We start from the raw sequence: 22,310 nt of genomic DNA, 5'->3' as shown, positions 1-22,310 counted from the left end.
ACACGCGAGGTGGCGCTAGAGCGCCGACATGTCCCCGGTGTCGTACAGCTCGGCGCGGTCCGGGTCGGGCTCCCACAGGTCCGGTTGGGCGGGCTCCCGCGCACCGATGCGCAGCGCCTCCAGTTGGGCGGCAAAGGAGAGCCCACCGAAGAGCGCCATCCCGGTCAGGTTGGCCCAGAGCAGCAGCGCCATCATGCCGGTGAGGGCGCCGTAGGTCTGCCCGAAACCGTCAGAGAACCGCACGTAGGCGGCGAGCAGCAGGCTGGCCAGCCACCACAGCGCGGTGGCGATGCCGGCGCCGAACAGCAGCCAGGACAGGCCGGGCTGGTTGCGGCGCGGCGCGTGTCGGAACAGCACGGCGACGGCGACGACGGTCAGCCCGAGACTCAGCGGAAAGCGGATCACGTCCCAGATGCCGTTGGCGAGCGCACCCCACTCGTAATGTTCGCGGACCGAGTCGCCCATCGCGCCGCCGCCGACCAGGATCAGGAAGCCGGCGAGCGCGGGCAGACCGGCGGTGACGGCCAGCACGGCGGCCCGCAGGTATTTGCGCAGCGCCGGGCGGTCCCGCTCGACGCCGTAGATGCGATTGGCGCCCCGCTCGATCTGGGCCATCGTTGTGGTGAGCGCGAACAGACCGGTGAGCAGACCGAGGGTGAGCGCCAACTCCCCGGCGTCCTCGACGCGTTCACCCTCACCGAGCAGCTCGCCGACCATCTGCGCGCTCTGGCCGGGGGTGAGCGCCAGGACGGTGTCGGCGACCAACCGGCCGCCCTCCTCGACGCCCAGCTCGCTGATCAGGCCGGTGAGGGCGATCAGGAACGGCACCACGGCGAGGCAGAGTTGCAAGCCGAAGGCGCGGGAGTGGCTGAACCCGTCGCCGTAGCGGAACCGGATGAACGCGTCCCGCAGCAGGTGCCAGCCACCCTGCCCGCGCAGTGTGTGCCAGGCGTCGTCGGCGGACAGCTCCTCGTCCGCCATCAGCCGGGTCTCCGGCACGATCCGGGTGCTACTCACGGCGCGCTTCCTCGATCAGCTGCTCGCCCCGCTCCCCGGCGCTTCGCGCATCGTCGGCCAGGTCAGGAGCGTCCTCGGGTTGGGGGACGCAGAGCCAGAGCGCCTCGGGCCGGACTTCCGCCTGCAACTGGCGGTCCGGGGCAATGAGGTCGCCGTCCAACTGCCGGGGTTGGGCCCGGTTGCTGGTGACCACCACACGCCGACCCCGGAAGACCTCCATCCGCGGCACCTGGCCGCTGCGGCGGATCACCGCCCAGCCGAGCGCGAGCCAGTGCCGCAGGGTGTGCGGGGTGAGCACGGCGACGTCGAGCCAGCCGTCGTCCGGCTCGGCCTCGGTCAGCAGGGTCACGCCGCCCTGCAGCCGACCGACGTTGGCGATCAGGACCGAACGGGCCCGGCGGCGCACCGGCGGCCGGTCGTCGATGCGGATCTGCACCCGCATCGGCCGGTCCCGTAGGTGACGGGCGGCACCCATCACGTACGCCGGCCAGCCGATGCGGGCCTTGGTGGTCTCGTTGGTGGCCTCGAGCATCTGGGCGTCGAAGCCCATGCCGGCCATCACTGTGAAGTACTTGTCCTCGACAGCGCCGACGTCGAGCAGCCGTCGGCCGCGTTCGACGGCGACCTGCAACCCGGCGGCCAGGTCGGTGGAGAGCCCCAGGTTGGCGGCGAGCAGGTTGCCGGTGCCCTGCGGCAGCACGGCGAGGGCCACGTCGGTGCCGACCAACCCGCTGACGCAGGACATCACTGTGCCGTCGCCCCCGCAGGCGAAGACCAGGTCGACGCCGTCCTTGACGGCCTGCTCGGTCTGGCCGCGACCCGGGTCGTCGACTGTCGTCTCGTACCACTGCGGCGCGGGCCAGCCGGCCGCGGTCAGGGCGTCGTCGACGGTACGGCGCAACTCGTCGAGATCGTCGACCTTGACCGGGTTGACCACCACAGCGGAGCGCAACCCGCCGTCGCCGCCCGAGGGCCGCCTGTCCTGTCCAGCATCCACGGCGCCAGTGTGCAGCACTCGGACAGCTTCAGCGACCCGGCGACCGGCGCGCGTCGGAAGTGCCACAGACAGGTTTCAACCCGGCCCCACCCGTCAGGCCGCCGCCCGCAGTGCGAGCTCCACCCGCCGGCGCAGATCGTCGAGGTCGACCCCGGACTCGGTGAGCACCAACGCGCCCAGCCCGTTGCCCTCCCGGAGCACCCCGAGCAGGATGTGCTCGGTGCCGATGTGGCGGTGGCGCAGCCGGATGGCCTCCCGCAGGGACAGCTCCAGCGCCTTCTTCGAGCGGGGCGAGAACGGGCCGCCAAGGTACCGCTTACGCCCCCAGCGGCGGCGCGGTGCCGGCACCGCCTCCCGTAGCGCGTCCGGGCCGAAGGACTGCTCGATGCGGGCCACGATCGCGGCCAGGTCGATGCCGATCTCCCGCAGGGCCGCCGCGTCCGCGTCGCCGAGGCCGGCGCCGCCGCTGGCGGTGTGTCGCCGGACGCGTTCGCGAAGGTCGTCGGCGCGTACGCCGGCGTCGGCGAGCACCCGGCTGGCCAGCCCGGCGTCGTCGGCGAGCAGGGCGAGCAGCAGATGCTCCGTGCCGACCGGCCGCTGGCCCTCGACCCGCGCCTCCTCCAGAGCCCGTCGCACCACGCCGCGCGCCCGGTCGGTGAATCGTTCGAACATCACGCCTCCCAGGATGAGTTGACCGCCGGTCGCCCGGCGTGCTTCTTGTGCACTGCCTGCCGGCTGACCTCGAGCGCGTCGGCGATCTCCTGCCAGGACCAGCCCTGTCGTCGGGCGTTGTCGACCTGGACCACCTCGAGCCGCTCGAGCAGCCGGCTCAGCGCGCGGACGGCGCGCAGCCCGACCCGGGGGTCGGTGCTGCCGGCTGCCGCCGCGAGTTCTGTCGCCTGACTCATGCCGTCAACATACGTTGACAACTCCTCGCCTGTCAACCCTGGTTGACATGATCTGTTCGTGGCGCCAGCAACCGGCGCGCACCGGAACCCTCACGGCCGAGCACGTCGCGGGGGTTGGTCAGATGGCAGACCCGCAGCGACAAGCAGCCACAGCCGATGCACTCACTGAGGTCGTCGCGGAGCGTCTGCAACTGCGCGATGCGCGCGTCGAGCTCGGTACGCCAGGCCGCCGACAGTCGGGCCCAGTCGTCGGGGGTCGGGGTGCGTTCGCTGGGTAGCTGGTCCAGGGCTTCGCGAATCGCCGTCAGCGAGATGCCGACGTGCTGGGAGGCCCGGATGAACGCGACCCGCCGCAGGGTGTCGCGGCTGTACCGGCGCTGGTTGCTCGCCGTCCGCGTGCTGCGGATGAGGCCCTTGCGCTCGTAGAAGTGCAACGCCGAGATGGCGACACCGCTGCGGTCGGCGACCTGCCCGACGGTGAGTTCATGAAACGTGGTGCGGGGCCTTGGCATGGATCGACAGTACTGCTTGACCTCAACCATGGTTGAGGCCAGAGGATCAGCGGCGTCCCCGAACCGCGAGCAAGGAGCCTTCCTGTGACCACAGTTCTCGTCATCGGCGCCACCGGGCAGCAGGGCGGCGCCGTCGCCGACCTGCTGCTCCAGCACGGCCACGAGGTCACCGCCTATGTCCGCTCACCCGAGTCGCCGCCCGCCCAGGCGCTGTCCGCCGCGGGAGCACGGCTGGTCACCGGTGACCTGGGCGACCCGGTGGCGCTCGCCGACGCCGCCCACGGCGTCGACGCGGTCTTCGGGCTGTCCGTGCCGTTCGGGCCCGGCGGGAAGGACGAGGAGGTCGCCCAGGGTCGCCTCCTGGTCGATGCGGCGGCCGAGGCGCACCTCGTCTACTCCTCGGTACGCGGCGCCGACCGGATGGTCGAGACGGACATCGACCACGCCGACAGCAAACAGCACATCGAGGCGTACCTGCGCAAGCAGCAGGTACGCGCGACAGTCCTCGCGCCGGTCTACTTCATGGAGAACGTCCTGAACACCGGGTTCAGCCGCCTCACCAACGGTGTCCTGGCCAACCCGCTCTCCGGGGGCAAGCCGCTGGAACAGGTCACCGTCCGGGACATCGCCGGCCTCGCCGTGCATGCCATCGAGCACCCCGAGCGGTTCGTCGGCGAGCGGATCGACGTCGTCTCCGACCGGGTGACCGGTGAGGAGGCGGCTGGCATCCTCAGCGACGTCCTCGGCCGCGAGATTCCGTACCAGCAGCTGCCGTTGGACCAGGTCCGGCAATGGGCCGGCGACGAGATCGCCGACATGTTCCAGCGCTTCGAGACCAACACCGACTTCGTCGACGTCGACGCGCTGCACGCCGCGCACCCCGACGTCGCCTGGCACCGCTACGCCGACTGGGCCCGCACTGTCGACTGGGACCGAGTCCTCTCCAGCCGGGCGAGCGGGCGATAACGCAACGACGCAACGCCAGCGTGCTCATCCGACTACCCTCGGTCAGGGATAGCTTGGTCGTGCCGGGCGCGACGCCCGGGAGGTGATATCGGATGGCCGCACCCGCCGACGCAGCGGTGCTGGTCGGCCTCGGGTCGGAACTCGACCTCCCGGTCGTCGAACAGGCCGCGCAGGAGGCCGCCGGACACGGCCGGCCACTGCACCTGCTGCACACCTTCGACTGGCGCGCGGCCTTCGCCGCGGACACCGTCGCCGCACCCCGCGACCAGGCAGAGAAACTGATCACCCGCGCCGCGCAGCTCGCCCACCAGACCGAGCCGGGGCTGACCGTACGCGGGGAGATCGTCGAGAGCGCCACGCTGCCGACCCTCATCCGCCGCTCGGAGGGCACCTTCCTGCTGGCCGTCGGTGACAGCGGCATGGCGGGCAGCGGCCAGTGCGTTCCGGCCGAGACGACCGCCGTGCAGTTGGCCGCACGAGCCGGCTGCCCCCTGTTGGTGGTCCGGCGTGAGCCGCCGCCGCAGGGCCCGGTGCTGGTGGGCGTGGACGGCTCTCCCAGCTCACACCTCGCCCTCCAGTGGGCCTTGGAGTGCGCGGCCCGCCGGGGCGCGCGGCTGTTGGCGCTGCGGGCGGTGGAGTACGACGAGGACACCGACGCGGTCGCCGAGCAGCTCACCGAGGCACTGGCCCGGCACGCAGGCCGCGACAACACAGTGCCGACCGAGTGTCGCGTGGTACGCGGCGACCCCGCCGAGGTGCTGATCGGCACCTCCCGCAACGCGCAGGTGGCGCTGGTGGCCGCCCGCGGCGACGAACCGGGCCGGGCCATGCTGGGCGCGGTCGCCCAGTCCCTGCTCTACCACTCTCCGGCCCCGGTGGTCGTCGTCCGCGGCCTGGCCGAGGCGCCGCTGACCGGGCGTGGTGCCCGCCCGGCGCGGGACCAACGGCCCTGACCCCGGGCGTCCGCAGCGGCCAGGCTGGACGCCGGACGCCCCACTCCTACCCGCGAGAGGCAGCATGATGGAGACCGCTCTCGACGTGCACCGCGCCCTCACCGACGACGAGCTGCGTCGGCTGGACGCCTACTGGCGCGCCGCGAACTACCTCACCGTCGGGCAGATCTACCTGCTGGACAATCCGCTGCTGCGCGAGCCGCTGACCCCCGACGACATCAAACCCCGGCTGCTCGGGCACTGGGGCACCAGCCCTGGCCTCAACCTGATCTACGCGCACCTCAACCGGGTGATCGTGGCGCGCGACCTCAACGCCATGCTGGTCACCGGCCCCGGTCACGGCGGTCCGGCCATCGTGGCCAACACCTGGTTGGAGGGCACCTGGTCGGAGCGCTATCACGACGTGGCCCGCGACGAGGCCGGGATGTCCCGGCTCTTCCGCCAGTTCTCCTTCCCGGGCGGCATCCCCAGCCATGTCGCGGCGGACGTGCCGGGTTCGATCCACGAGGGCGGCGAGCTCGGGTACGCGTTGAGCCACGCCTACGGCGCCGCGTTCGACAACCCGGACCTGCTGGTGGCCTGCGTGATCGGCGACGGGGAGGCGGAGACCGGGCCGTTGGCCGGCAGTTGGCTCTCCGACGTGTTCCTCAACCCGGCGCGCGACGGCGCGGTGCTGCCCATCCTGCACCTCAACGGATACAAGATCGCCAACCCGACCGTGCTGTCCCGGATCCCCGAGACCGACCTGCTCGACCTCATGCGCGGGTCGGGCTACCAGCCGTACGTGGTGGCCGGTGACGAGCCCGCCCGGGTGCACCGGGCCCTCGCCGCGACGCTGGACCGCGTGCTGAGCGAAATCGCCGAGATCCAGCGGCGGGCCCGCTCCGGAGGAGTCGTCGAACGTCCCCGCTGGCCGATGATCATCCTGCGGACGCCGAAGGGCTGGACCGGCCCGCGTGAGGTCGACGGCACCCGGGTGGAGGGCACCTACCGCGCCCATCAGGTGCCGCTGTCGGGCGTACGCGACAACCCGGCGCACCGGGCCGAGTTGGAGCACTGGCTGCGCAGCTACCGGCCGGAGGAGCTGTTCGACGCGACCGGCGCACCGGTGGAGGAGCTTTTGACGCTGCCGCCGCGCGGTGACCGGCGGATGAGCGCCAACCCGGTGACCAACGGCGGTCTGGTGCTGCGCGACCTGACCCTGCCGGACTTCCGCGACTACGGCGTGGAGGTACCCGAACCGGGTACGCCGATCGCCGGCGCGACAGGGGTCCTCGGCCCGTGGATCCGCGACGTCATCAACGCCAACCCCCGGACGTTCCGGCTGTTCGGCCCGGACGAGGTCGCGTCCAACCGGCTGGGTGCGGCGTTCGAGGCGACCGACCGGGCCTGGGTGGCCGCCACAGTGCCCGGCGACGACCACCTCTCCCCCGACGGGCGGGTGATGGAGGTGCTCTCCGAGCACCTGTGCCAGGGCTGGCTGGAGGGCTACCTGCTGACCGGCAGGCACGGCGTGTTCACCAGCTACGAGGCGTTCATCCACATCGTCGACTCGATGCTCAACCAGCACGCGAAGTGGCTGAAGGTGACCCGTGCCATCCCCTGGCGGCAGCCGATCGCCTCGCTGAACTACCTGCTCTCCAGCCACGTCTGGCGGCAGGACCACAACGGCTTCTCCCACCAGGACCCGGGCTTTATCGACCACGTCGTCAACAAGAAGGCCGAGGTGGTGCGGGTCTACCTGCCGCCGGACGCCAACACGCTGCTCGCCACGATGGACCACTGCCTGCGCAGCCGGCACTACATCAACGTGGTGGTGGCCGGTAAGCAGGCCGCCCCGAACTGGCTGACGATGACCGAGGCGATCCAGCACACCCGGCGTGGCCTGGGCATCTGGGAGTGGGCCAGCAACGACGGCGGCACCGTACCGGACGTGGTGCTCGCCTGCTGCGGAGACGTGCCCACCCTGGAGACGTTGGCCGCCGTCGAGCTGCTGCGGCAGAACCTGCCGACGTTGAAGGTGCGCCTGGTCAACGTGGTCGACCTGATGCGACTCCAGCCGGACACCGAGCATCCACACGGCCTGACCGACAACGAGTTCGACACCATCTTCACTGAGGACCGGCCGATCATCTTCGCCTACCACGGTTATCCGTGGCTGATCCACCGACTCACCTACCGCCGCAGCAACCACGACAACCTGCACGTGCGCGGTTACAAGGAGGAGGGCACCACCACCACCCCGTTCGACATGGTGATGCTCAACGACCTGGACCGCTTCCACCTTGTCATCGACGTCATCGACCGGGTGCCCGGGCTGGCCGCCAGCGCCGCGCACCTGCGTCAACGGATGGTCGACGCCCGGCAGGCGGCCCGCGACTACACCCGCCAGTACGGCGAGGACGACCCCCAGGTCGCCGAGTGGCGCTGGATCCGCGGAACCGACCCCACCACCCCCTGAAGGAGGACGCCGTGCGCGACGCGGAGATCCTGGTCGGCTACGACGGCTCGACCGACGCCTCGGTGGCCCTGAACTGGGCCATGGAGGAGGCGCGGCACAGCGGCCAGCCGGTGCGGCTGGCGTACGTCTTCGAATGGCTGACAGTGGCCAGCTGGGTCGGCCCGGGCGTCGCCCCCGGTGTGTGGCCTGACGACACCGCCCGCCGGCAGGTCGAGGACCTGGTCCGCAGCGCCGCGGCGGACGCCACCGCGGCCAACCCCGGGCTGCGGATCACCGGCGAGGTGTACGACGGGCCGCCCGCGCTGGTGTTGCAGGAACGCTCGGCCGAGGCCGGGATGCTGGTGCTCGGCAGCCGGGGTCACGGCGGCTTCGGCGGCCTGCTGGCAGGGTCGACGGCGGTCTCGGTCGCCGCGCACGCCCACTGCCCGGTCGTGGTGGTCCGGGACGGCGCCGGCAGCGCCGCGATCGACACGTCGAACCGCCCGGTGGCGGTCGGGGTGGACGGCTCGGAACCGTCGCTGGTGGCGCTCGGCTTCGCGGCCGAACGGGCGGCGCAACGGCAGTTGCCGCTGCGCGTCCTGCACGCCTGGACACCGGGCCCCGGCGGTGCGGCCGGGGTGCCCGACGAGCGGGCCGCCGTGGAGCAGGCGCTGGAGCCGTGGCGGCGAACGTTCCCCCAACTGGCGGTGACCGTCGACCTGGAGTCGACAAGCCCGTCGGCGATGCTGATCGAGGCGAGTCGGGACGCGCGGCTGGTAGTGGTCGGCAGCCGGGGCCGGGGCGGGCTGGCCGGAATGCTGCTCGGCTCGGTGAGTCAACAGCTCATCCAACACGCCGCCTGCCCGGTCGCGGTGGTCCGCGAACGCTGACCACCGTAGGCACAACGACCCGGCGGGGTCGGGACCTGTGGCCCTGCGGGCACACCGCCGAAGGCCACAGGATGAGGCGGCAACCCACGGCACGGCGAACCGCTGTACGGATCGCCGCGCAGAAACGGAAAGGTCGTGACCATGAGTCAGGAAAGTCAGCTGACCACCGCGCTGGCGGAGGCCGCCGCCACCGCCGGCCACGCTCCCTCGCTGCACAACACCCAGCCGTGGCGCTGGCGGGTACTGCCCGACGCGTTGGAGCTGCGCTCCGTTGCCGACCGGCAGCTCGCCGCCACCGACCCCGAGGGGCGACTGCTCGCGATCAGCTGCGGCACCGCCCTGCACCACGCCCGACTGGCGCTGGCCGCCGAAGGGTGGCGCGCGGTGGTGCAACGGCTGCCCGACCCAAACGACAACGAGCTGCTGGCCCGGCTGACCGACCTCAGGCACACCGGGGCCGACCCGGACGCCATGCGGACCGTGCAGTGCATGCAGGTGCGACACACCGACCGGCGGCCGGTCAGCGACGAGCCGGTCCCGCCCACGGCGATCGAGCAGATCACCCGGACGGTCAGCACGGAAGGCTGCCGGTTGCAGATCCTCGACCGTGACCAGGTGCTGGAACTGGCCGCCACCGCCGCGCACGCCGACACGGTCGAGGCCGAGGACCCGGAGCTGCGCACCGAGCTGGCGTACTGGACCAGCCGGGCTGGCTCGGGCACCGGCCTGCCGGCGGAGGTGCTGCCCGAGCAGCCCGCGCAGACCACAGTGCCGGGCCGGGACTTCGGTCGTCCCGGCAGCCTGCCGGTGGGTCCGGGCCACGACCGGATGGCGGTGTACGCGATGCTGCACGGCGACGAGGACGAACGGGACAGCTGGTTGCGCGCGGGCGAGGCGCTCTCCGCCGGCTGGCTGACCGCCACCCGACTCGGTGTGTCCGTGGTGCCGCTCAGCGCGGTGGTGGAGGTCCCGGGCACCCGGCAGACCCTGCGGCAACTGCTCGCCGGGATCGGCTTCCCGTACCTCGTGCTGCGGTTGGGCATCGCGGACCCGGCACACTCCGGCCCGCCGCACACGCCGCGGCTGACCACCGCGCAGGTGGTCGACACCTCCGCCGTCCGTTGACGGGCCCGGCGACGAACGGCACCGGCGCTACCATCCCCCGGTGACCAGCAGCGCGCCGTCGCCCCGCCAGGAACCTTCCCCGGCACCGTCGCTCGGGCTGACGCCGCTGTCCCGGGTCCGTCTCGACGAGCTGCTACAGGAGATGCTGGTCCGGGTCGGTGAGGTGATGACCAGCCGGGAGCGCCTGCGGGCCCTGCTCGACGCGGTCGTCGGCATCGGCACCAACCTGGATCTGCGCACCACCCTGCAACGCATCGTGCAGGCGGCCTGCGAGTTGGTCGGCGCCCGGTACGGCGCGCTCGGCGTGGTCGGCCCGGACCGGCTGCTGCACGACTTCATCGTCCACGGCATCACGCCCGAGCAGCATGAGCAGATCGGCGACCTGCCGCACGGGCGAGGCGTGCTCGGGCTGCTCATCGACGATCCCCGGCCGCTGCGGATGCCCGACATCACCCAGCACCCCCGCTCCTACGGGTTCCCGGCCAACCACCCGCCCATGCACAGCTTCCTGGGCGTGCCGGTCCTCATCCGCGACCAGATCTTCGGCAACCTCTACCTGGCGGAGAAGCAGGGCGGCGCGGAGTTCACCGAGGACGACGAGGAGATCGTCGTCGCGCTCGCCGCCGCCGCCGGCGTGGCCATCGAGAACGCCCGCCTGTACGCCGTGGCGCACCGGCGGGAACGCTGGCTCGCCGCCACCGCCGAGATCACCACGGTGCTGCTCGGCGAGGTACGTCGCACCGACGCGTTGGCGCTGGTCGCCCGCCGAGCCCGCGAGGTCGCCGAGGCAGAGCTGACGCTGGTGCTGCTCTACGACAGCGACGCCGACCAGTTCTCCGTGGAGGTGGTCGACGGCGCCGACGAGCAGGCCCACGCGCTCGTCGGCGCGGTCCTGCCCGCCGCCGACACCAGCTTCGGCGCGGCGGCCGCCGAGGGCAGGCACGACCAGGTGGACGACCTGGCGCACGCCGCACCGTGGCCGGCACTGCTGCACACCGGCCCGGCGATGATCTCACCACTCACCACCGCCGAGAGCCTGCACGGCGTGCTGATCGTGGCACACCGCCCGGAGCGCGGCGGGGGCGCCAGCGAGGAGGATCTGACGCTGCTGGGCAGTTTCGCCGGGCAGGCCGCGCTGGCGATGGAACGGGCCCGAGGCCAGGAAGAACGGGAACAGCTGGTCGTTCTCGAGGACCGCGAGCGGATCGCCCGCGACCTGCACGACGTGGTGATCCAACGACTCTTCGCCACCGGCCTGCAACTACAGAGCGCCGCGCCGATGGCCCGCCCGGAGATGGCAAAGCGGATCAACGCGGCCGTCGACGACCTGGACGCCACCATCCGGGACATCCGCCGGACCATCTTCGAGCTGCGTACGCCGATGACCTCGGAGCTGCGCACCGAGATCCGTACGGCGATCGAGGCGGCCGCCGAACCGCTGGGCTTCAAGCCGCACCTGGAGCTGACCGGGCCGGTGGACAGCGCCGTGCCGGACGCCATCCGCCCGGACCTCACCGCCGTGCTGCGCGAGGCCCTGTCGAACGTGGTCCGCCACGCGCGGTGCACCCGCGTCGACGTCGTCGTACGCGTCGACGCCGGCCAGGTCACCGTGACGGTCACCGATGACGGGGTGGGCTGCGACCCGGGCGCCGCCCGGGGTGGCCTGGTCAACCTGCGTGAACGCGCCAGCCGCCTCGACGGCACCTTCACGATCGCCCCGGCCGAGCCGCACGGCACCGAGGTGCGCTGGGCCGTGCCGCTGCGCGACTGACTCCCGCGACCCGGGTCAGGGCGCCTTGCCCAGCAGACGCGTGGCCAGGACGGCGGCCTGCGTGCGGCGCTCCAGGCCCAGCTTGGCCAGCACGCTGGAGACGTAGTTCTTCACCGTCTTCTCCGCCAGGAACATCCGCCCGGCGATCTCCCGGTTGGTCAGCCCCTCGGCCACGTACTCCAGGATCCGCCGCTCCTGCTCGGTGAGCGACCTCAGCTCGCGCGGCTGCTCGACGCCGTTGCGGATGCGCTCCAGCACCCGGGTGGTGACCGCCGGGTCGAGCAGCGACTGCCCGGCCGCGACGCGGCGCACCGCGTCGACCAGGTCGGTGCCACGGATCTGCTTGAGCACATACCCGGCGGCACCAGCCATGATCGCCGCGAACAGCGCCTCGTCGTCCTCGTACGAGGTGAGGATCAGTCCCTTGATGGACGAGTCGACGGCGCGAACGTCACGGCACACGTCGATGCCGTTGCCGTCGGGCAGCCGGGCGTCGAGGATCGCCACGTCGGGCCGCAACGCCGGGATGCGCCGGGCCGCCTCCTGCGCCGAGCCGGACTCGCCGACCACCTCGATGTCGCCGCTGCTCTGCAACAGGTCGGTCAGGCCACGGCGGACGACCTCATGGTCGTCGAGGAGGAACACACGGATCATCCCTCGTTTCTACCCGCTGCCCACGGCACACCGCACGGGCCGAAGGTCCCGATCGGCACGCAGCGAGCGGGCGCTCGGACCCGACCGGTCGGGACGTCCGGCCCTGCACGGCGACCTCCGGACGATGGACCGTGAAGGCACGCCGGCCACCGCGGCACCACCCGCCGCCGGCCCAGCGGGAGAGGAGCACCGCCATGGACATCGGCTATACCGCAGCCCAGCTGCGGACCGCCGCCGTGGACGCGGTCCGGGCACCGTCGTTGCACAACACCCAGCCGTGGCGGCTACGGCTGCGCGACGGCGGCATCGAGGTGCTGACCGACCCGACCCGCCGGCTTCCGTCGACCGACCCGAGCGGGTGGGGTCTCCGGATCGCCTGCGGCGCGGCGTTGTTCAACCTGCGGATCGCCCTGGCCGTGGCCGGCATCCCGGCCCGGGTGCGGCTGCGCCCCGACCCGGCCGAGCCGGACCTGCTGGCTCGGCTGGCACCGGACCTCCCACGCCGACCCACCCCCGCCGAGCAGAGCCTGTCCGCGGCCATCCCCCGCCGGTTCAGCAACCGCCTGCCGTTCTGGCCGGACCCGGTGCCGGCCGACGCCCGGTGGCGCCTCGGCGAGGCGGCCCATGCCGAGCAGTGCTGGTTGGAGCTGCTGATCGGGGTGAGCGCGGTCTCCGCGTTCGGAGAGATCGCGCGCAGCGCGCACCGGGTGCTGGAGCGCGACCCCGCGTACCGGGCCGAACGGGAACGGTGGCTGCGCCGGGAGTCCACCCCGGACGGCGTGCCCAACTCGGCCGCAGGTCCGCGGGGCGAGCCGCAGGACGTCCTGCCGACACGCGGCTACGGTGGGCGCGACCGCGCCCCCGGGCGGGACTTCGAACCGGAACCCCTGGTGGGGGTGCTGGGCTCGGTGGGCAACACCGCAGTGGACCAGGTGATCGCCGGGCAGGCCCTGCAACGTCTGCTGCTCACCGCCACGGACGCCGGACTCAGCGTGTCGATGCTCTCCCAGCCGATCGAGGTGCCCACGGCGCGGGAGCAACTGCGGCTGTCCCTGGGCCGCTTCGGCACACCGCAGATGGTGCTGCGGATCGGGTACGGCCAGCCGGGTCGACCGACCCCCCGACGTGGCATCGACGAGGTGTTGGACCTGCCGGTGGTGCCCGCCTGACCCGCCGGGCACTGTCAGGCGGCGAGCACGGCGGCTTCCAGGGCCGGGTCCAGCCCGATCGAGCTGCGCTGCGGTCGTCCGGCGCGCGGCGGAACCGTACCGACCTCGCGGAGCCAGCGCCAGGTGTCGCCGACGGTCTCGGCCACCGGCCGGCAGGTCAACCCGGCGGCCAGCGCCCGGGTCACGTCCTGCTCCAGCAACCCCCGGTACGGGTGGCCGCGCGGCAGCCAGATAGGCAGGTCGCTCCACGGCTGCACACCGGCGGCGAGGATCGACGCCGGGTCGGTCCAGCGCAGCCGGGCGTCAGCGCCGGTGGCGGCCACGCACGCGTCGAGCAACTCGCCCATCGTGGTCTGCGCCGCAGGACCGACCGCGTTGAACGTGCCGCGCACCCGTCGGGCGCCCGCGTCCAGCATCCACCCCGCCAGGTCGCGGACGTCGACGTACTGCACCGGCAGGTCGGCCGGCCCGGGGGCGAGCACGTCCCCGCCCCGCTCGACGCGCCGTAGCCACCAGGGCAGCCGGCCGATGTCCTCGCCCGGGCCCAGGATCAGGCCGGCCCGGGCGACCAGCAAGCGTTTACCGAACACCTCCCGCAGGGCGCGCTCGGCGCCGGCCTTGAGCTGCGGGTAGTCGCCGTCGACGGAGCCCGCGTCGGCGTCCACCACCGGGGATTCCTCATGCAACCCCGCCGCGGCATGGTCGGTGTAGACCGAGCCGCTGGACACGTACACGTAGTGGCCGACCGCGTCGACCAGGGCGCGGGCCGCGTCGCCGGCGGCCCGCGGCGCACCGTCCCAGGTGTCCACAACGACGTCCCACTCGCCGCCGGCCAGCGCCGCCAGGCCGTCCGGCGCGGTGCGGTCACCCCGCAACCGGTGTACGCCGGAGGGCACCGCGCCGTGCAGCCCCCGGTTGAACACCGTCACCGACCAGCCACGACGCACCGCCTCGGTGACAGTGGTCCCGCCCACGAAGCCCGTACCGCCCAGCACCAGCAGTCTCATGCGCTCCACCCTGCTGGCACCGGCCCGCGAAGGGCACCCCTGTTCACCGGCAGCGAATCTGCTCGTGGCAGAACCCCGCGATGGTGCCGCCGGCAGGTTCACGACCCGCCACAGCGAAAGCCGGCCTCGGCGGGTGGAGGGTCGCGCGGTGGACCCCCGCCCAGAATGCAGGAAAGCCGCCCAGGGCATGGTCAACGAAGCCGGCGATTGCGAAGCTGCTTCAATCTGCGTCAGCACGGCAACCGACGTTGGCACAACCTGGATGGAGAAGGGCATGTCCAGCACCCCGCTGTCCCTGCCGCAGCCATCCGCGCGGGCGCCCGAGTTCGGCCGGGACGCGCTCATCGTCTGCGAGAACCTGGTGCGGATCTACCAGACCGGTTCGATCGAGGTGCAGGCACTGCAAGGACTGGACCTGGCCGTGGAGAGCGGCGAGCTGGTCGCCGTCGTCGGTGCCTCCGGGTCGGGCAAGTCGACGCTGCTCTCCATCCTGGCCGGCATCGACGCCCCCACCGCCGGGCGGGTCCGGGTCGACAGGTGGAATCTGCTGACGATGTCCCGCGCCGACCGGGTGGACTACCGGCGGCGCACCGTCGGGTTCGTACGGCAGCAGACGGCGAGCAACCTGATCCCCTACCTGACCGCACGGGAGATGGTGGACCTGCCGATGACGGCGGCCCGCACCGCGAAGAAGGAGCGCCGGGAGCGCGCGGCCGAGCTGCTGGACAGCCTCGGTGTCGCCGACTGCGCCGATCGGCGCCCCGGCCAGCTCTCCGGAGGGCAGCAGATGCGGGTCGCGATCGCGGTGGCGCTGGCCAACCAGCCACGGGTGCTGCTCGCCGACGAGCCGACCGGCGAGCTGGACGCCGCCACGTCCGCGGAGGTCTTCGGCGTGCTGCGGGACGTCAACCGGCGGTACGGCGTCACCGTCGTCGTGGTGACCCACGATCCGGAGGTCAGCGGCCAGGTCGAACGGACCGTCGCGATCCGGGATGGGCGCACCAGCAGCGAGGTGCTGCGCCGCACCACCACCGACGCCGAGGGCGACACGCACATGATCGCCGAGGAGTACGCCGTGATGGACCGGGCCGGGCGGGTCCAGGTGCCCCGCGAGTTCCGCCAGGCGCTGGAGCTGACCCGACGGGTCCGGCTGGCCCTGGAACCCGACCACATCACGATCCGCCCCGACTCGGGAACCGGCGAATGAGCAGCGAGCCGCTGCTCAGCGTGCGCGGCGTACACCGGCGCTTCCGCACCGGGCCGACCGTCGTACACGCCCTGCGCGGTGTGTCGTTCGACGTGGCCGCCGGTTCGATGGTGGCGCTCGTCGGCCGGTCCGGCTCGGGCAAGACCACCCTGCTCAACGTCATCGGCGGCCTGGACCACCCGGACGCCGGCACCGTGCACGTCGACGGCACCGACGTCACCACGCTCGACGAGGATGGGCTGTCCCGCCTGCGGCGCGAGAAGGTGTCATACGTCTTTCAGAGCTTCGGGCTGATCCCGGTGCTGTCGGCCGCGGAAAACGTCGCGGCCCCGCTGCGGATGGCCCGCGTCGCCCCGGCGGAGCGCGAGCGGCGGGTCGAGTTGCTGCTGGAGCTGATCGGCCTGGCCGACCACGCCCGGCAGCGGCCGGCCGAGCTGTCCGGCGGCCAGCAGCAGCGGGTGGCGATCGCCCGCGCGTTGGCCGCCTCGCCCCAGCTCCTGCTCGCCGACGAGCCCACCGGGCAACTGGACGCCGAGACAGGCCTGTCGGTGATGGCCCTGCTGCGCGGGATAGTCGAATCCGAAGGCGTCACCGTCCTGGTGTCGACGCACGACGCGGTGATGATGGCCCTGGCCGACCGGGTGATCCGCATCCACGACGGGCACCTCGACGAACAGGCAGCCGGGCAGCCGCCCGCGCCGGACGCCGGGTGACACGACGATGAGGCTGGTCAGCCGGCGCGCCCGCGCGCAGTGGCCGTTGCTGGCAGCCCTCCTCGGGGTCGTCACGATCGGCGCGACCCTGCTGGGTACCTGCACCCTGCTGGTCACCCGCACCGCCGAACGGGCGCTCGAGGTCGCCATGGCCCGCGCCGCCCCCGCCGCCGTCGACGTAACCGTCTACACCGGCACCGTCGAGGGCCCGGACATGCCGTCCGTCGCCGCCGACACCCGCACCGCTGTGGTCTCCACGCTCGCGCCGTTCCCGGTGACGACAACCGCGCGGGCGTCGACAGTGCTGCGGGCGCTGCCGCCCGGGCTCGCCGAGGGCACCACAGTCGGAGCCCAGGCGTACCTGTCGGGGCTGGACGACCTGCCGGCCCGAGGCGAGCGGGTGACCGGGCGCTGGCCACAGCACCCTGGCGACGCGGTGTTGTTGGAGTCCACCGCACAACTGCTCGGCCTCACCCCCGGTCGCCGGGTGCGCCTCGGCGCCGAGCTGGCCCACGCGCCCGTCCCGGCCATCGACGTGATCGTCGTCGGTGTGGTCCGCCCGCTGCCGGGGCGCGGCTGGGACCGGGACCCGCTGGCCGCGGCCGGCTCCGCCGCCGGCTACCGGGACGGCCGCTTCATGCAGCCGGTCAACGCCTACGGCCCGTTCCTCGTCGACCTCGCCGACCTGGTCACCACCGGCGCCACAGTCGACCGGATGGAGGTCACCGCCCATCCGGACCTGTCCCACCCCGACCGCCACGACCTGGAGACCGTGGCCGGGGCCGTCCGCGACGCCGACCGCCGGCTGGCGGGCACCCTCGGCGACCGCGTCCGACTCGCACGTGTCTCCTCCGAGCTGCCGGCGACCCTGCGGTCCGCTGACGACCAACGGCACGTCACCGCCGCGGTCGTGCTCGCCATCGCCGCGCTCGGCGGTGTCCTGGCCGCGACGGCACTGGTCCTCGCCGGCCGGCTGACCACTGGCATCCGAGCCGACGAGACCGCCCTGCGGTCCGCCCTGGGCGCCAGCCGTCGCCAACTCGCCGCCACCGCGACACTCGAGGCCGGGCTCGTCGCCGCCGTCGCCGCCGCGCTCGCGATACCGGCCTCGTCGGCACTGCACGCCGGCCTGACCCACCTGCCGCCGCTGGACGGCGCCGGCCTGAGCGTCCTGCCGGCCATCACCGGTGCCCAGGTCCTCGCGGTGGCCGGCGGCGCGCTGGTGCTCGCCGTCGTACTCATCGTCCTGGCGATCCGGCCCGTCCCGGCGGCCGGCGACCAGCGCACCCGCCGTGAACTGCTGGCCCGATCCGGCGCCGACCTGATGCTCGCGCTGTTCGCCGCCGCCGGATGGTGGCAGCTGTACGCGCAGCCCACCACCGCCAGCCCACGCGCCGACGCGGTCCGGGTGCTCGCGCCGGCGCTGCTGCTCACCGCAGGCGCCGCCCTGGCGCTCCGGGTGGTGATGCCCGCCCTTCGCGGCGCGGACCGGCTGGCGTACCGCGCCCGCGGGCTGGCGCTTCCGCTGGCGGTCTCCGAGGCCGCCCGCCGGCCCCAGGCGGTCGCCGCCGGGCTGCTCGTCGGACTGGCCTGCGCGGCCGGAACCTTCGGCCTCGCCTTCGACAACACGTGGCACCAGTCGCAGCGCGACCAGGCCGCGCTCTCCGTCGGCACCGACCTGGCACTCACCCTCAGCACGGCGCCGGTGTCCGGAGAGGGCGCTGTCGTCAGCGCGGCCACCGGGGGAGCAGTGAGTCCGGTCCTCCACCGTGGTACCGCCGTCGGTCAGTGGCTCGGCAACGCCGGCGATGCGCCGCGCCTGATCGCCGTCGACACCACCCGCGCCGACGCGCTGCTGCGCGGGCGGCTGGACAGCGACCGCGGCTGGGCGGACGTGGGCGCCGCGCTGGCGCCACGCACCCGGGTCACCGGCCTCGCCATTCCGAGTGGCGCCCCGCTCGTCCTGAGCGGGACCGCCTCCGGCGGCACCCCGCTGGCCGTGACGCCCCGGCTGCTGCTGCAGGACGCCAGCGGCCTACGCACGTCCTGCACCGGTCCCGCCGTACCGCTCGACGGCCAGGAGTTCCGGCTGCCCGCCTGCGCGACGGCTGACGGGCTGCGCCTCGTCGCGGTCGCCCTGCCGGTCACCACCGACGAGGTCGGCGGACCCGTCGCCGTAGCCGTCACACTCACCGTGCCGCCCGCCGGGTCGGCGCAGAGGTCCACTGACGGATTGGATTGGACCGCCACGTCGGCGCCGCCGATCCCGAGCAAGTTGCGCGACCTGACTGTCGGGGTGTCCGCCACGCCGACGGGAACCGCGCTGCGGATGGCCGCGACCGTCGACCTCGACGGCGCCGAGGATGCCGCCCGGACCCTCGTCGCCACTGCCTTCCCGGACCCCGGCCCGGTGCCCGTCGCCGTCTCCGCCCGCTTCGCCAGCGAGGTCGGTGCCGAGAGCGGCAGCCAGCTCAGCGTCACTGTCGGCATCACGCCCGTCCCGGTCGTCGTCACCGAGGTCGTGCCGACCGTACCGTCCGCCCCCGGCGCCGTCGCCGTCCTGGCCGACCTGGACACGCTGTCCCGGGCACGCGCCGTCGCCGGCGACCTGACGTTCCCGGTCGACGCCTGGTGGGTCGGCCACCCAGCCGGTCCCGGTGCCGCCGAGCGGGCCACCGCCCTGCACCTGGGCGCCGTCCGCACCCGTGAGGCGGAAACCGCCCGCCTCATCGGCGGCCCGCTGAGCGCCGGGCTGCCGGCCGCGCTCCGGCTCATCGTCCCGGCCGCGGCCCTGCTGCTGCTCGCCGGCGTCGTCCTGCACGTCACCTGTGACCTACAGGTCCGCGCCGTCGAGGTGGCGCGGCTGCGCGGCCTGGGGATGTCCCGACGCGACATCCGGGCCGTGCTGCTCGGCCAGCACGCCGGCGTTCTGCTGCCCCTACTCGCGGCGGGCGCGGTCGTCGGCGCGCTCGCCACCGGCGTCGTCGCTCCCCTGCTCGTGCGCTCCGACACCGGCGCCACGCCCATCCCGGCCACCCAGCCACACTGGCCGTGGCCAGCCGAGGCCGCACTCCTCGCCGTACTGCTGGCCGGATGCGTGTTGGCGGTCGCGGTCGCGGTCACCGTCCAGGTCCGCCGGGCCGACGCCGCGCACCTGCGGGTGGCGCCGTGAGACGGTGGCTGATCCGCCGGTGGCCGGCGCTGCACTGGCCCAGCATTCGTGGCCGTGGCCGTACCGACGCCGGACCGCTGCTGCTCACCGCCGCCGTCATCGCGGCAGTCGCGCTGCTCGCCGGGGCCGCGCCGGAGCTGCTCCGCGCCGCCGCCGACAAGGCCGTCCAGGACACGGTCCGCCGCGCCGGCACCGACTCGAACGTCCTCGTACACGCCAACTGGGAACGTGACGACGGGCCGACCGGCGGGCGGGTCCGGATGCCCCGCCTCGCCGAGGACCTCGACAACTTCCGCGCCCGGGCGGCCTCCGCGCTCGGGCCCGACCTGGACGCCGCGCTGCTCCCGCCCATCGCCGCTGTCAACGGCCCGATCCTCACCATCACCGACGGCAGCGTGCCGCGTACCTTCCACTTCACCTACCTGGCCGGTGACCTCGGCGGCCCGGACGTGGCCTGGCTCGCCGGCAGCCCGCCCGGCCCCGCCGTCTCCGACGAGTACGTCGAGACCCACTACGACGGACCGCCCTGGCCGGTGCAGGTCGGCCTCTCCGAGGCGGACGCCGCCGCACTCAACCTCGGCCCCGGCGATCGAATTCCGGTCAAGGACGGCCAGGGTCGCGACAGAGACGTCCGGATCAGCGGGATCTACCGACCCGCGGACAGCGCCGACCCGGCCTGGCGACTCGCCCCGGCGCTACTGCGCCCCGTGCCCGGCGCCGACGGCGCGGGGACCACCCGGTTCGCCGGCCTGCTGTCGCGCGAGTCGTTACCGGACGCCCGGCTCGCCATCGACGAGGACGAACTGCAGCGCACCGTCCACTTCGCGCCCGAACCCGAGGCGCTCACCTGGGACGCCACCGCGACGCTCGCCAGCCAGGTGGTCACGCTCAAGGCAGCCTCCGGCTCGTCGATCGACCGCGACCAGTCCCTAAAGTGGCAGTCGCAGCTCGACACCGTCCTGCGCGACGCCAGTACCCGGAACAGCGCCGCGTCCGCACAGGCCGCCGTCCTGCTCGCCGGGGTGCTGACCGCCACGGTGCTGGTCCTCCTGCTCGCCGCCTACCTGCTGGTCGGCCGCCGGACCCCGGCGCTGAGCGCCGCCCGACAGCGTGGAGCGGCGCTACCCGACCTCGGTGCGGAACTGATCATCGAGTCCACAGTCGTGTCCCTGTCGGCCGCCGCCGTCGGGCTCGCGCTCGCCCGCGCGGCAGCTCCGGGCGTCTCCTGGACCTGGGCCGTCCCCGTGGTCCTGGCCGGTGCCGTCGCCGGGCCGGCGTTCGGCACCCTCACCGCCGCCCGCGCCAGCCGCGACCGGCGCCAACCCGCAAACCAGGCCGCTCGGCGCTGGATCCGGGCCACCGGCCAGCTGCGCCGCGCCGCCGTGGAGGCCGCTGTCCTGATCGCCGCGGTCGCCGCCTTCGTCACACTGCACCAGCGCGGGCCCCTGCCCCAGGCCTCCGACGGGGACAGCGCTGAGCTGACCGGTGACCTGATCCTGCCGATCAGCGCCCTCGCTCTGGGCGCGCTCGTCGGCGCGCTCGCCCTGCTCCGGCTACTACCCCTCGGGGCGCGGTTCGCGCTCCGACAGGCCCTGCGCTCGCGCCGCCCGCTGGCCGTGTTCGGTGCCGCCCAGGCGGCCACAACGGCAGCGCGCGCGCTGCCGCTGCTGGTTCTGGTCAGCACCACGGCGCTCGCGTCGTTCGCGCTCATCCTCGGCGCCACCGTCACCCGGGGCTTGGCCGACGGCGCGTGGAGCACAGTCGGCGCCGACGCCCGCCTCGACGTCGGCGCGGACGCCGAGGCCGCCACGCCGGCACTCGCCGAGCGCATCGCCGCCGCACCCGGGGTGGAACAGGTTGTCGTCGCGCAGGTGACCGACTCGGCACGCGTCTTCACCGAGTCGACACTGCTCACCCCACGCCTGGTCGTCGTGGACACCGCCGCGTTCCAGCGCCTGCTGGCCACCACTCCGCTGCCCGACGCGCCGGCGCTGGCCCGGCTCACGGCACCCCGCCCTGGCCCCGGGGACATGCCAGCGCTGATCCGATCGAGCGACGGCGCGCTGCGGACCGGCACGCGGCTGCAGCTCCCCCGGGAGAGCGGCCCGGCGATCCGTCTCACCGCGGTCGGTACCGCTCCCTCCGTCGGCGGCGCCGACGACGTCGTCATCGTGGACGCCGCGGCCCTCGCCGACGCCGGGCTGCCCGCCGCTCCGAATACCGTCTGGGTGACCGGGTCCGGCGCGGCGCGGGCCGTGTCGAACACCGGCGTCGCCGTCGACGTCGTGCTGCGGGCGGACGTGCTGCGGGCGCAGCGGGTGGCTCCGCTGACCGCAGGGCTGGTACGGCTGGCGTGGACGGCCGCCGCCGTGCTGCTGGCGCTGGGGTTGCTCGGCCTCGCGCTCGCCGCCGCCGCCGGCGCGTCGCAGCGGTGGCAGACCCTGACCCGGCTGCGGACCCTCGGCCTGCGGCCACGCGACGCCCGCTGGGTCGCCGCCGGAGAGCTGCTGCCGCCGGTCGTGGTCACCGCGGTATGTGGCCCGCTACTCGGGGCTCTGCTCGCACGCCTGACGCTCGGCCCGCTCGACCTGCGGCTGCTCACCGGCCAAGCCGCCGACCCGGCGGCGGTCCTGCCGTGGTGGCTGCTGGGCCTGGTGAGCGTCGCGCTGCTGGCGACGGCCGCCGCTGTCGTACCTGTCGAGTCGGCGCTGCGGCGACGCGACCGGCTGAGCGAGGTGCTCCGCGCCGGCGAGTGACCGGCTACTGGCAGGGCCGGGCGGTGTCCGGCGGAATGTCCACGCAGGAGCGA

18 protein-coding genes are annotated in these 22,310 nt (G+C 73.6%); 11 read left to right on the top strand and 7 right to left on the bottom strand.

What is annotated here, in order from left to right; translation table 11 throughout:
- Window positions 1-15 precede the first annotated feature (15 nt).
- The 5 genes from ACLJOK_RS24715 to soxR form a co-directional block, all read right to left on the bottom strand.
- Window positions 16-1,017 (bottom strand): YihY/virulence factor BrkB family protein, encoded by a 1,002-nt coding sequence (locus tag ACLJOK_RS24715; protein WP_410820980.1) that lies wholly within the window; start codon window positions 1,015-1,017, stop codon window positions 16-18.
- Window positions 1,010-2,014, bottom strand: a complete 1,005-nt coding sequence (locus ACLJOK_RS24710) for a diacylglycerol/lipid kinase family protein (RefSeq protein WP_410820979.1) — start codon at window positions 2,012-2,014, stop codon at window positions 1,010-1,012. The genes ACLJOK_RS24715 and ACLJOK_RS24710 overlap by 8 nt, the downstream gene beginning before the upstream one ends.
- Window positions 2,015-2,107: 93 nt before the next feature.
- Window positions 2,108-2,686: a Clp protease N-terminal domain-containing protein gene (locus tag ACLJOK_RS24705; RefSeq protein ID WP_410821585.1), complete on the bottom strand. Its 579-nt coding sequence runs from the start codon at window positions 2,684-2,686 to the stop codon at window positions 2,108-2,110.
- Window positions 2,686-2,922, bottom strand: coding sequence for an HTH domain-containing protein (locus ACLJOK_RS24700; RefSeq protein WP_238678819.1), 237 nt, complete (start codon window positions 2,920-2,922; stop codon window positions 2,686-2,688). The genes ACLJOK_RS24705 and ACLJOK_RS24700 overlap by 1 nt, the downstream gene beginning before the upstream one ends.
- A 32-nt stretch (window positions 2,923-2,954) precedes the next feature.
- Window positions 2,955-3,434: a redox-sensitive transcriptional activator SoxR gene (gene soxR / locus ACLJOK_RS24695; protein ID WP_410820978.1), complete on the bottom strand. Its 480-nt coding sequence runs from the start codon at window positions 3,432-3,434 to the stop codon at window positions 2,955-2,957.
- Window positions 3,435-3,518: 84 nt separating this feature from the next.
- On the opposite strand from soxR, the gene ACLJOK_RS24690 reads away from it, so the two are divergent.
- The 6 genes from ACLJOK_RS24690 (at window position 3,519) to ACLJOK_RS24665 (ending at window position 11,579) form a co-directional block, all read left to right on the top strand.
- The gene (locus tag ACLJOK_RS24690; RefSeq protein ID WP_410820977.1) at window positions 3,519-4,400 is read left to right on the top strand and encodes an NmrA/HSCARG family protein; all 882 of its coding nucleotides are present in this window, start codon (window positions 3,519-3,521) and stop codon (window positions 4,398-4,400) included.
- Window positions 4,401-4,492: 92 nt separating this feature from the next.
- The gene (locus ACLJOK_RS24685; protein WP_410820976.1) at window positions 4,493-5,353 is read left to right on the top strand and encodes a universal stress protein; all 861 of its coding nucleotides are present in this window, start codon (window positions 4,493-4,495) and stop codon (window positions 5,351-5,353) included.
- A 67-nt stretch (window positions 5,354-5,420) separates the two neighbouring features.
- Window positions 5,421-7,814, top strand: a complete 2,394-nt coding sequence (locus ACLJOK_RS24680; RefSeq protein ID WP_410821584.1) for a phosphoketolase — start codon at window positions 5,421-5,423, stop codon at window positions 7,812-7,814.
- A gap of 11 nt (window positions 7,815-7,825) precedes the next feature.
- On the top strand, window positions 7,826-8,683 hold the full coding sequence (locus ACLJOK_RS24675) for a universal stress protein (protein ID WP_410820975.1): 858 nt from the start codon (window positions 7,826-7,828) through the stop codon (window positions 8,681-8,683).
- 141 nt (window positions 8,684-8,824) lie between these two features.
- Window positions 8,825-9,808, top strand: a complete 984-nt coding sequence (locus ACLJOK_RS24670) for an Acg family FMN-binding oxidoreductase (RefSeq protein ID WP_410820974.1) — start codon at window positions 8,825-8,827, stop codon at window positions 9,806-9,808.
- Between the two features lie 97 nt (window positions 9,809-9,905).
- Window positions 9,906-11,579 carry a GAF domain-containing protein gene (locus tag ACLJOK_RS24665; protein WP_410821583.1) on the top strand — a complete coding sequence of 558 codons (1,674 nt, stop codon included), beginning with the start codon at window positions 9,906-9,908 and terminating at the stop codon, window positions 11,577-11,579.
- 15 nt (window positions 11,580-11,594) lie between these two features.
- Here ACLJOK_RS24665 and ACLJOK_RS24660 read toward each other — a convergent pair whose 3' ends face one another.
- Window positions 11,595-12,233, bottom strand: coding sequence for a response regulator (locus tag ACLJOK_RS24660; protein WP_410820973.1), 639 nt, complete (start codon window positions 12,231-12,233; stop codon window positions 11,595-11,597).
- A 194-nt stretch (window positions 12,234-12,427) separates the two neighbouring features.
- On the opposite strand from ACLJOK_RS24660, the gene ACLJOK_RS24655 reads away from it, so the two are divergent.
- The gene (locus ACLJOK_RS24655) at window positions 12,428-13,402 is read left to right on the top strand and encodes an Acg family FMN-binding oxidoreductase (RefSeq protein WP_410820972.1); all 975 of its coding nucleotides are present in this window, start codon (window positions 12,428-12,430) and stop codon (window positions 13,400-13,402) included.
- Window positions 13,403-13,416: 14 nt separating this feature from the next.
- On the opposite strand, the gene ACLJOK_RS24650 is transcribed toward ACLJOK_RS24655, so the two are convergent.
- Window positions 13,417-14,409 carry an NAD-dependent epimerase/dehydratase family protein gene (locus ACLJOK_RS24650; protein ID WP_410820971.1) on the bottom strand — a complete coding sequence of 331 codons (993 nt, stop codon included), beginning with the start codon at window positions 14,407-14,409 and terminating at the stop codon, window positions 13,417-13,419.
- Window positions 14,410-14,683: 274 nt separating this feature from the next.
- On the opposite strand from ACLJOK_RS24650, the gene ACLJOK_RS24645 reads away from it, so the two are divergent.
- From ACLJOK_RS24645 to ACLJOK_RS24630, 4 genes are read left to right on the top strand one after another with little or no spacing between them, the layout of a single operon-like run.
- Complete coding sequence (locus tag ACLJOK_RS24645) at window positions 14,684-15,616, top strand: ABC transporter ATP-binding protein (RefSeq protein ID WP_410820970.1); 933 nt, start codon at window positions 14,684-14,686, stop codon at window positions 15,614-15,616.
- Window positions 15,613-16,329, top strand: a complete 717-nt coding sequence (locus ACLJOK_RS24640; RefSeq protein WP_410820969.1) for an ABC transporter ATP-binding protein — start codon at window positions 15,613-15,615, stop codon at window positions 16,327-16,329. The genes ACLJOK_RS24645 and ACLJOK_RS24640 overlap by 4 nt, the downstream gene beginning before the upstream one ends.
- Window positions 16,330-16,336: 7 nt before the next feature.
- Window positions 16,337-19,501, top strand: coding sequence for an FtsX-like permease family protein (locus ACLJOK_RS24635; protein WP_410820968.1), 3,165 nt, complete (start codon window positions 16,337-16,339; stop codon window positions 19,499-19,501).
- Entirely contained in the window at window positions 19,498-22,257 is a 2,760-nt protein-coding gene (locus ACLJOK_RS24630; protein WP_410820967.1) for an FtsX-like permease family protein, read from the top strand. Before ACLJOK_RS24635 ends, ACLJOK_RS24630 begins: the two co-directional genes overlap by 4 nt.
- Window positions 22,258-22,310 lie beyond the last annotated feature (53 nt).

This window comes from Micromonospora sp. 050-3 (assembly GCF_046549335.1).
Classification (GTDB): Bacteria; Actinomycetota; Actinomycetes; order Mycobacteriales; family Micromonosporaceae; genus Micromonospora; species Micromonospora trifolii.
Note: the sequence above shows the minus strand (reverse complement) of the source record. Positions and strands in the feature narration are given on the sequence as shown.

What these genes read in the sequence shown, in the direction of transcription:
- ACLJOK_RS24660 (WP_410820973.1), bottom strand. Translation starts at nt 12,233, where the DNA reads ATGATCCGTGTGTTCCTCCTCGACGACCATGAGGTCGTCCGCCGTGGC.
- ACLJOK_RS24685 (WP_410820976.1), top strand. Translation starts at nt 4,493, where the DNA reads ATGGCCGCACCCGCCGACGCAGCGGTGCTGGTCGGCCTCGGGTCGGAA.
- ACLJOK_RS24655 (WP_410820972.1), top strand. Translation starts at nt 12,428, where the DNA reads ATGGACATCGGCTATACCGCAGCCCAGCTGCGGACCGCCGCCGTGGAC.
- ACLJOK_RS24680 (WP_410821584.1), top strand. Translation starts at nt 5,421, where the DNA reads ATGGAGACCGCTCTCGACGTGCACCGCGCCCTCACCGACGACGAGCTG.
- soxR (WP_410820978.1), bottom strand. Translation starts at nt 3,434, where the DNA reads ATGCCAAGGCCCCGCACCACGTTTCATGAACTCACCGTCGGGCAGGTC.
- ACLJOK_RS24650 (WP_410820971.1), bottom strand. Translation starts at nt 14,409, where the DNA reads ATGAGACTGCTGGTGCTGGGCGGTACGGGCTTCGTGGGCGGGACCACT.
- ACLJOK_RS24645 (WP_410820970.1), top strand. Translation starts at nt 14,684, where the DNA reads ATGTCCAGCACCCCGCTGTCCCTGCCGCAGCCATCCGCGCGGGCGCCC.
- ACLJOK_RS24705 (WP_410821585.1), bottom strand. Translation starts at nt 2,686, where the DNA reads ATGTTCGAACGATTCACCGACCGGGCGCGCGGCGTGGTGCGACGGGCT.
- ACLJOK_RS24635 (WP_410820968.1), top strand. Translation starts at nt 16,337, where the DNA reads ATGAGGCTGGTCAGCCGGCGCGCCCGCGCGCAGTGGCCGTTGCTGGCA.
- ACLJOK_RS24670 (WP_410820974.1), top strand. Translation starts at nt 8,825, where the DNA reads ATGAGTCAGGAAAGTCAGCTGACCACCGCGCTGGCGGAGGCCGCCGCC.
- ACLJOK_RS24700 (WP_238678819.1), bottom strand. Translation starts at nt 2,922, where the DNA reads ATGAGTCAGGCGACAGAACTCGCGGCGGCAGCCGGCAGCACCGACCCC.
- ACLJOK_RS24640 (WP_410820969.1), top strand. Translation starts at nt 15,613, where the DNA reads ATGAGCAGCGAGCCGCTGCTCAGCGTGCGCGGCGTACACCGGCGCTTC.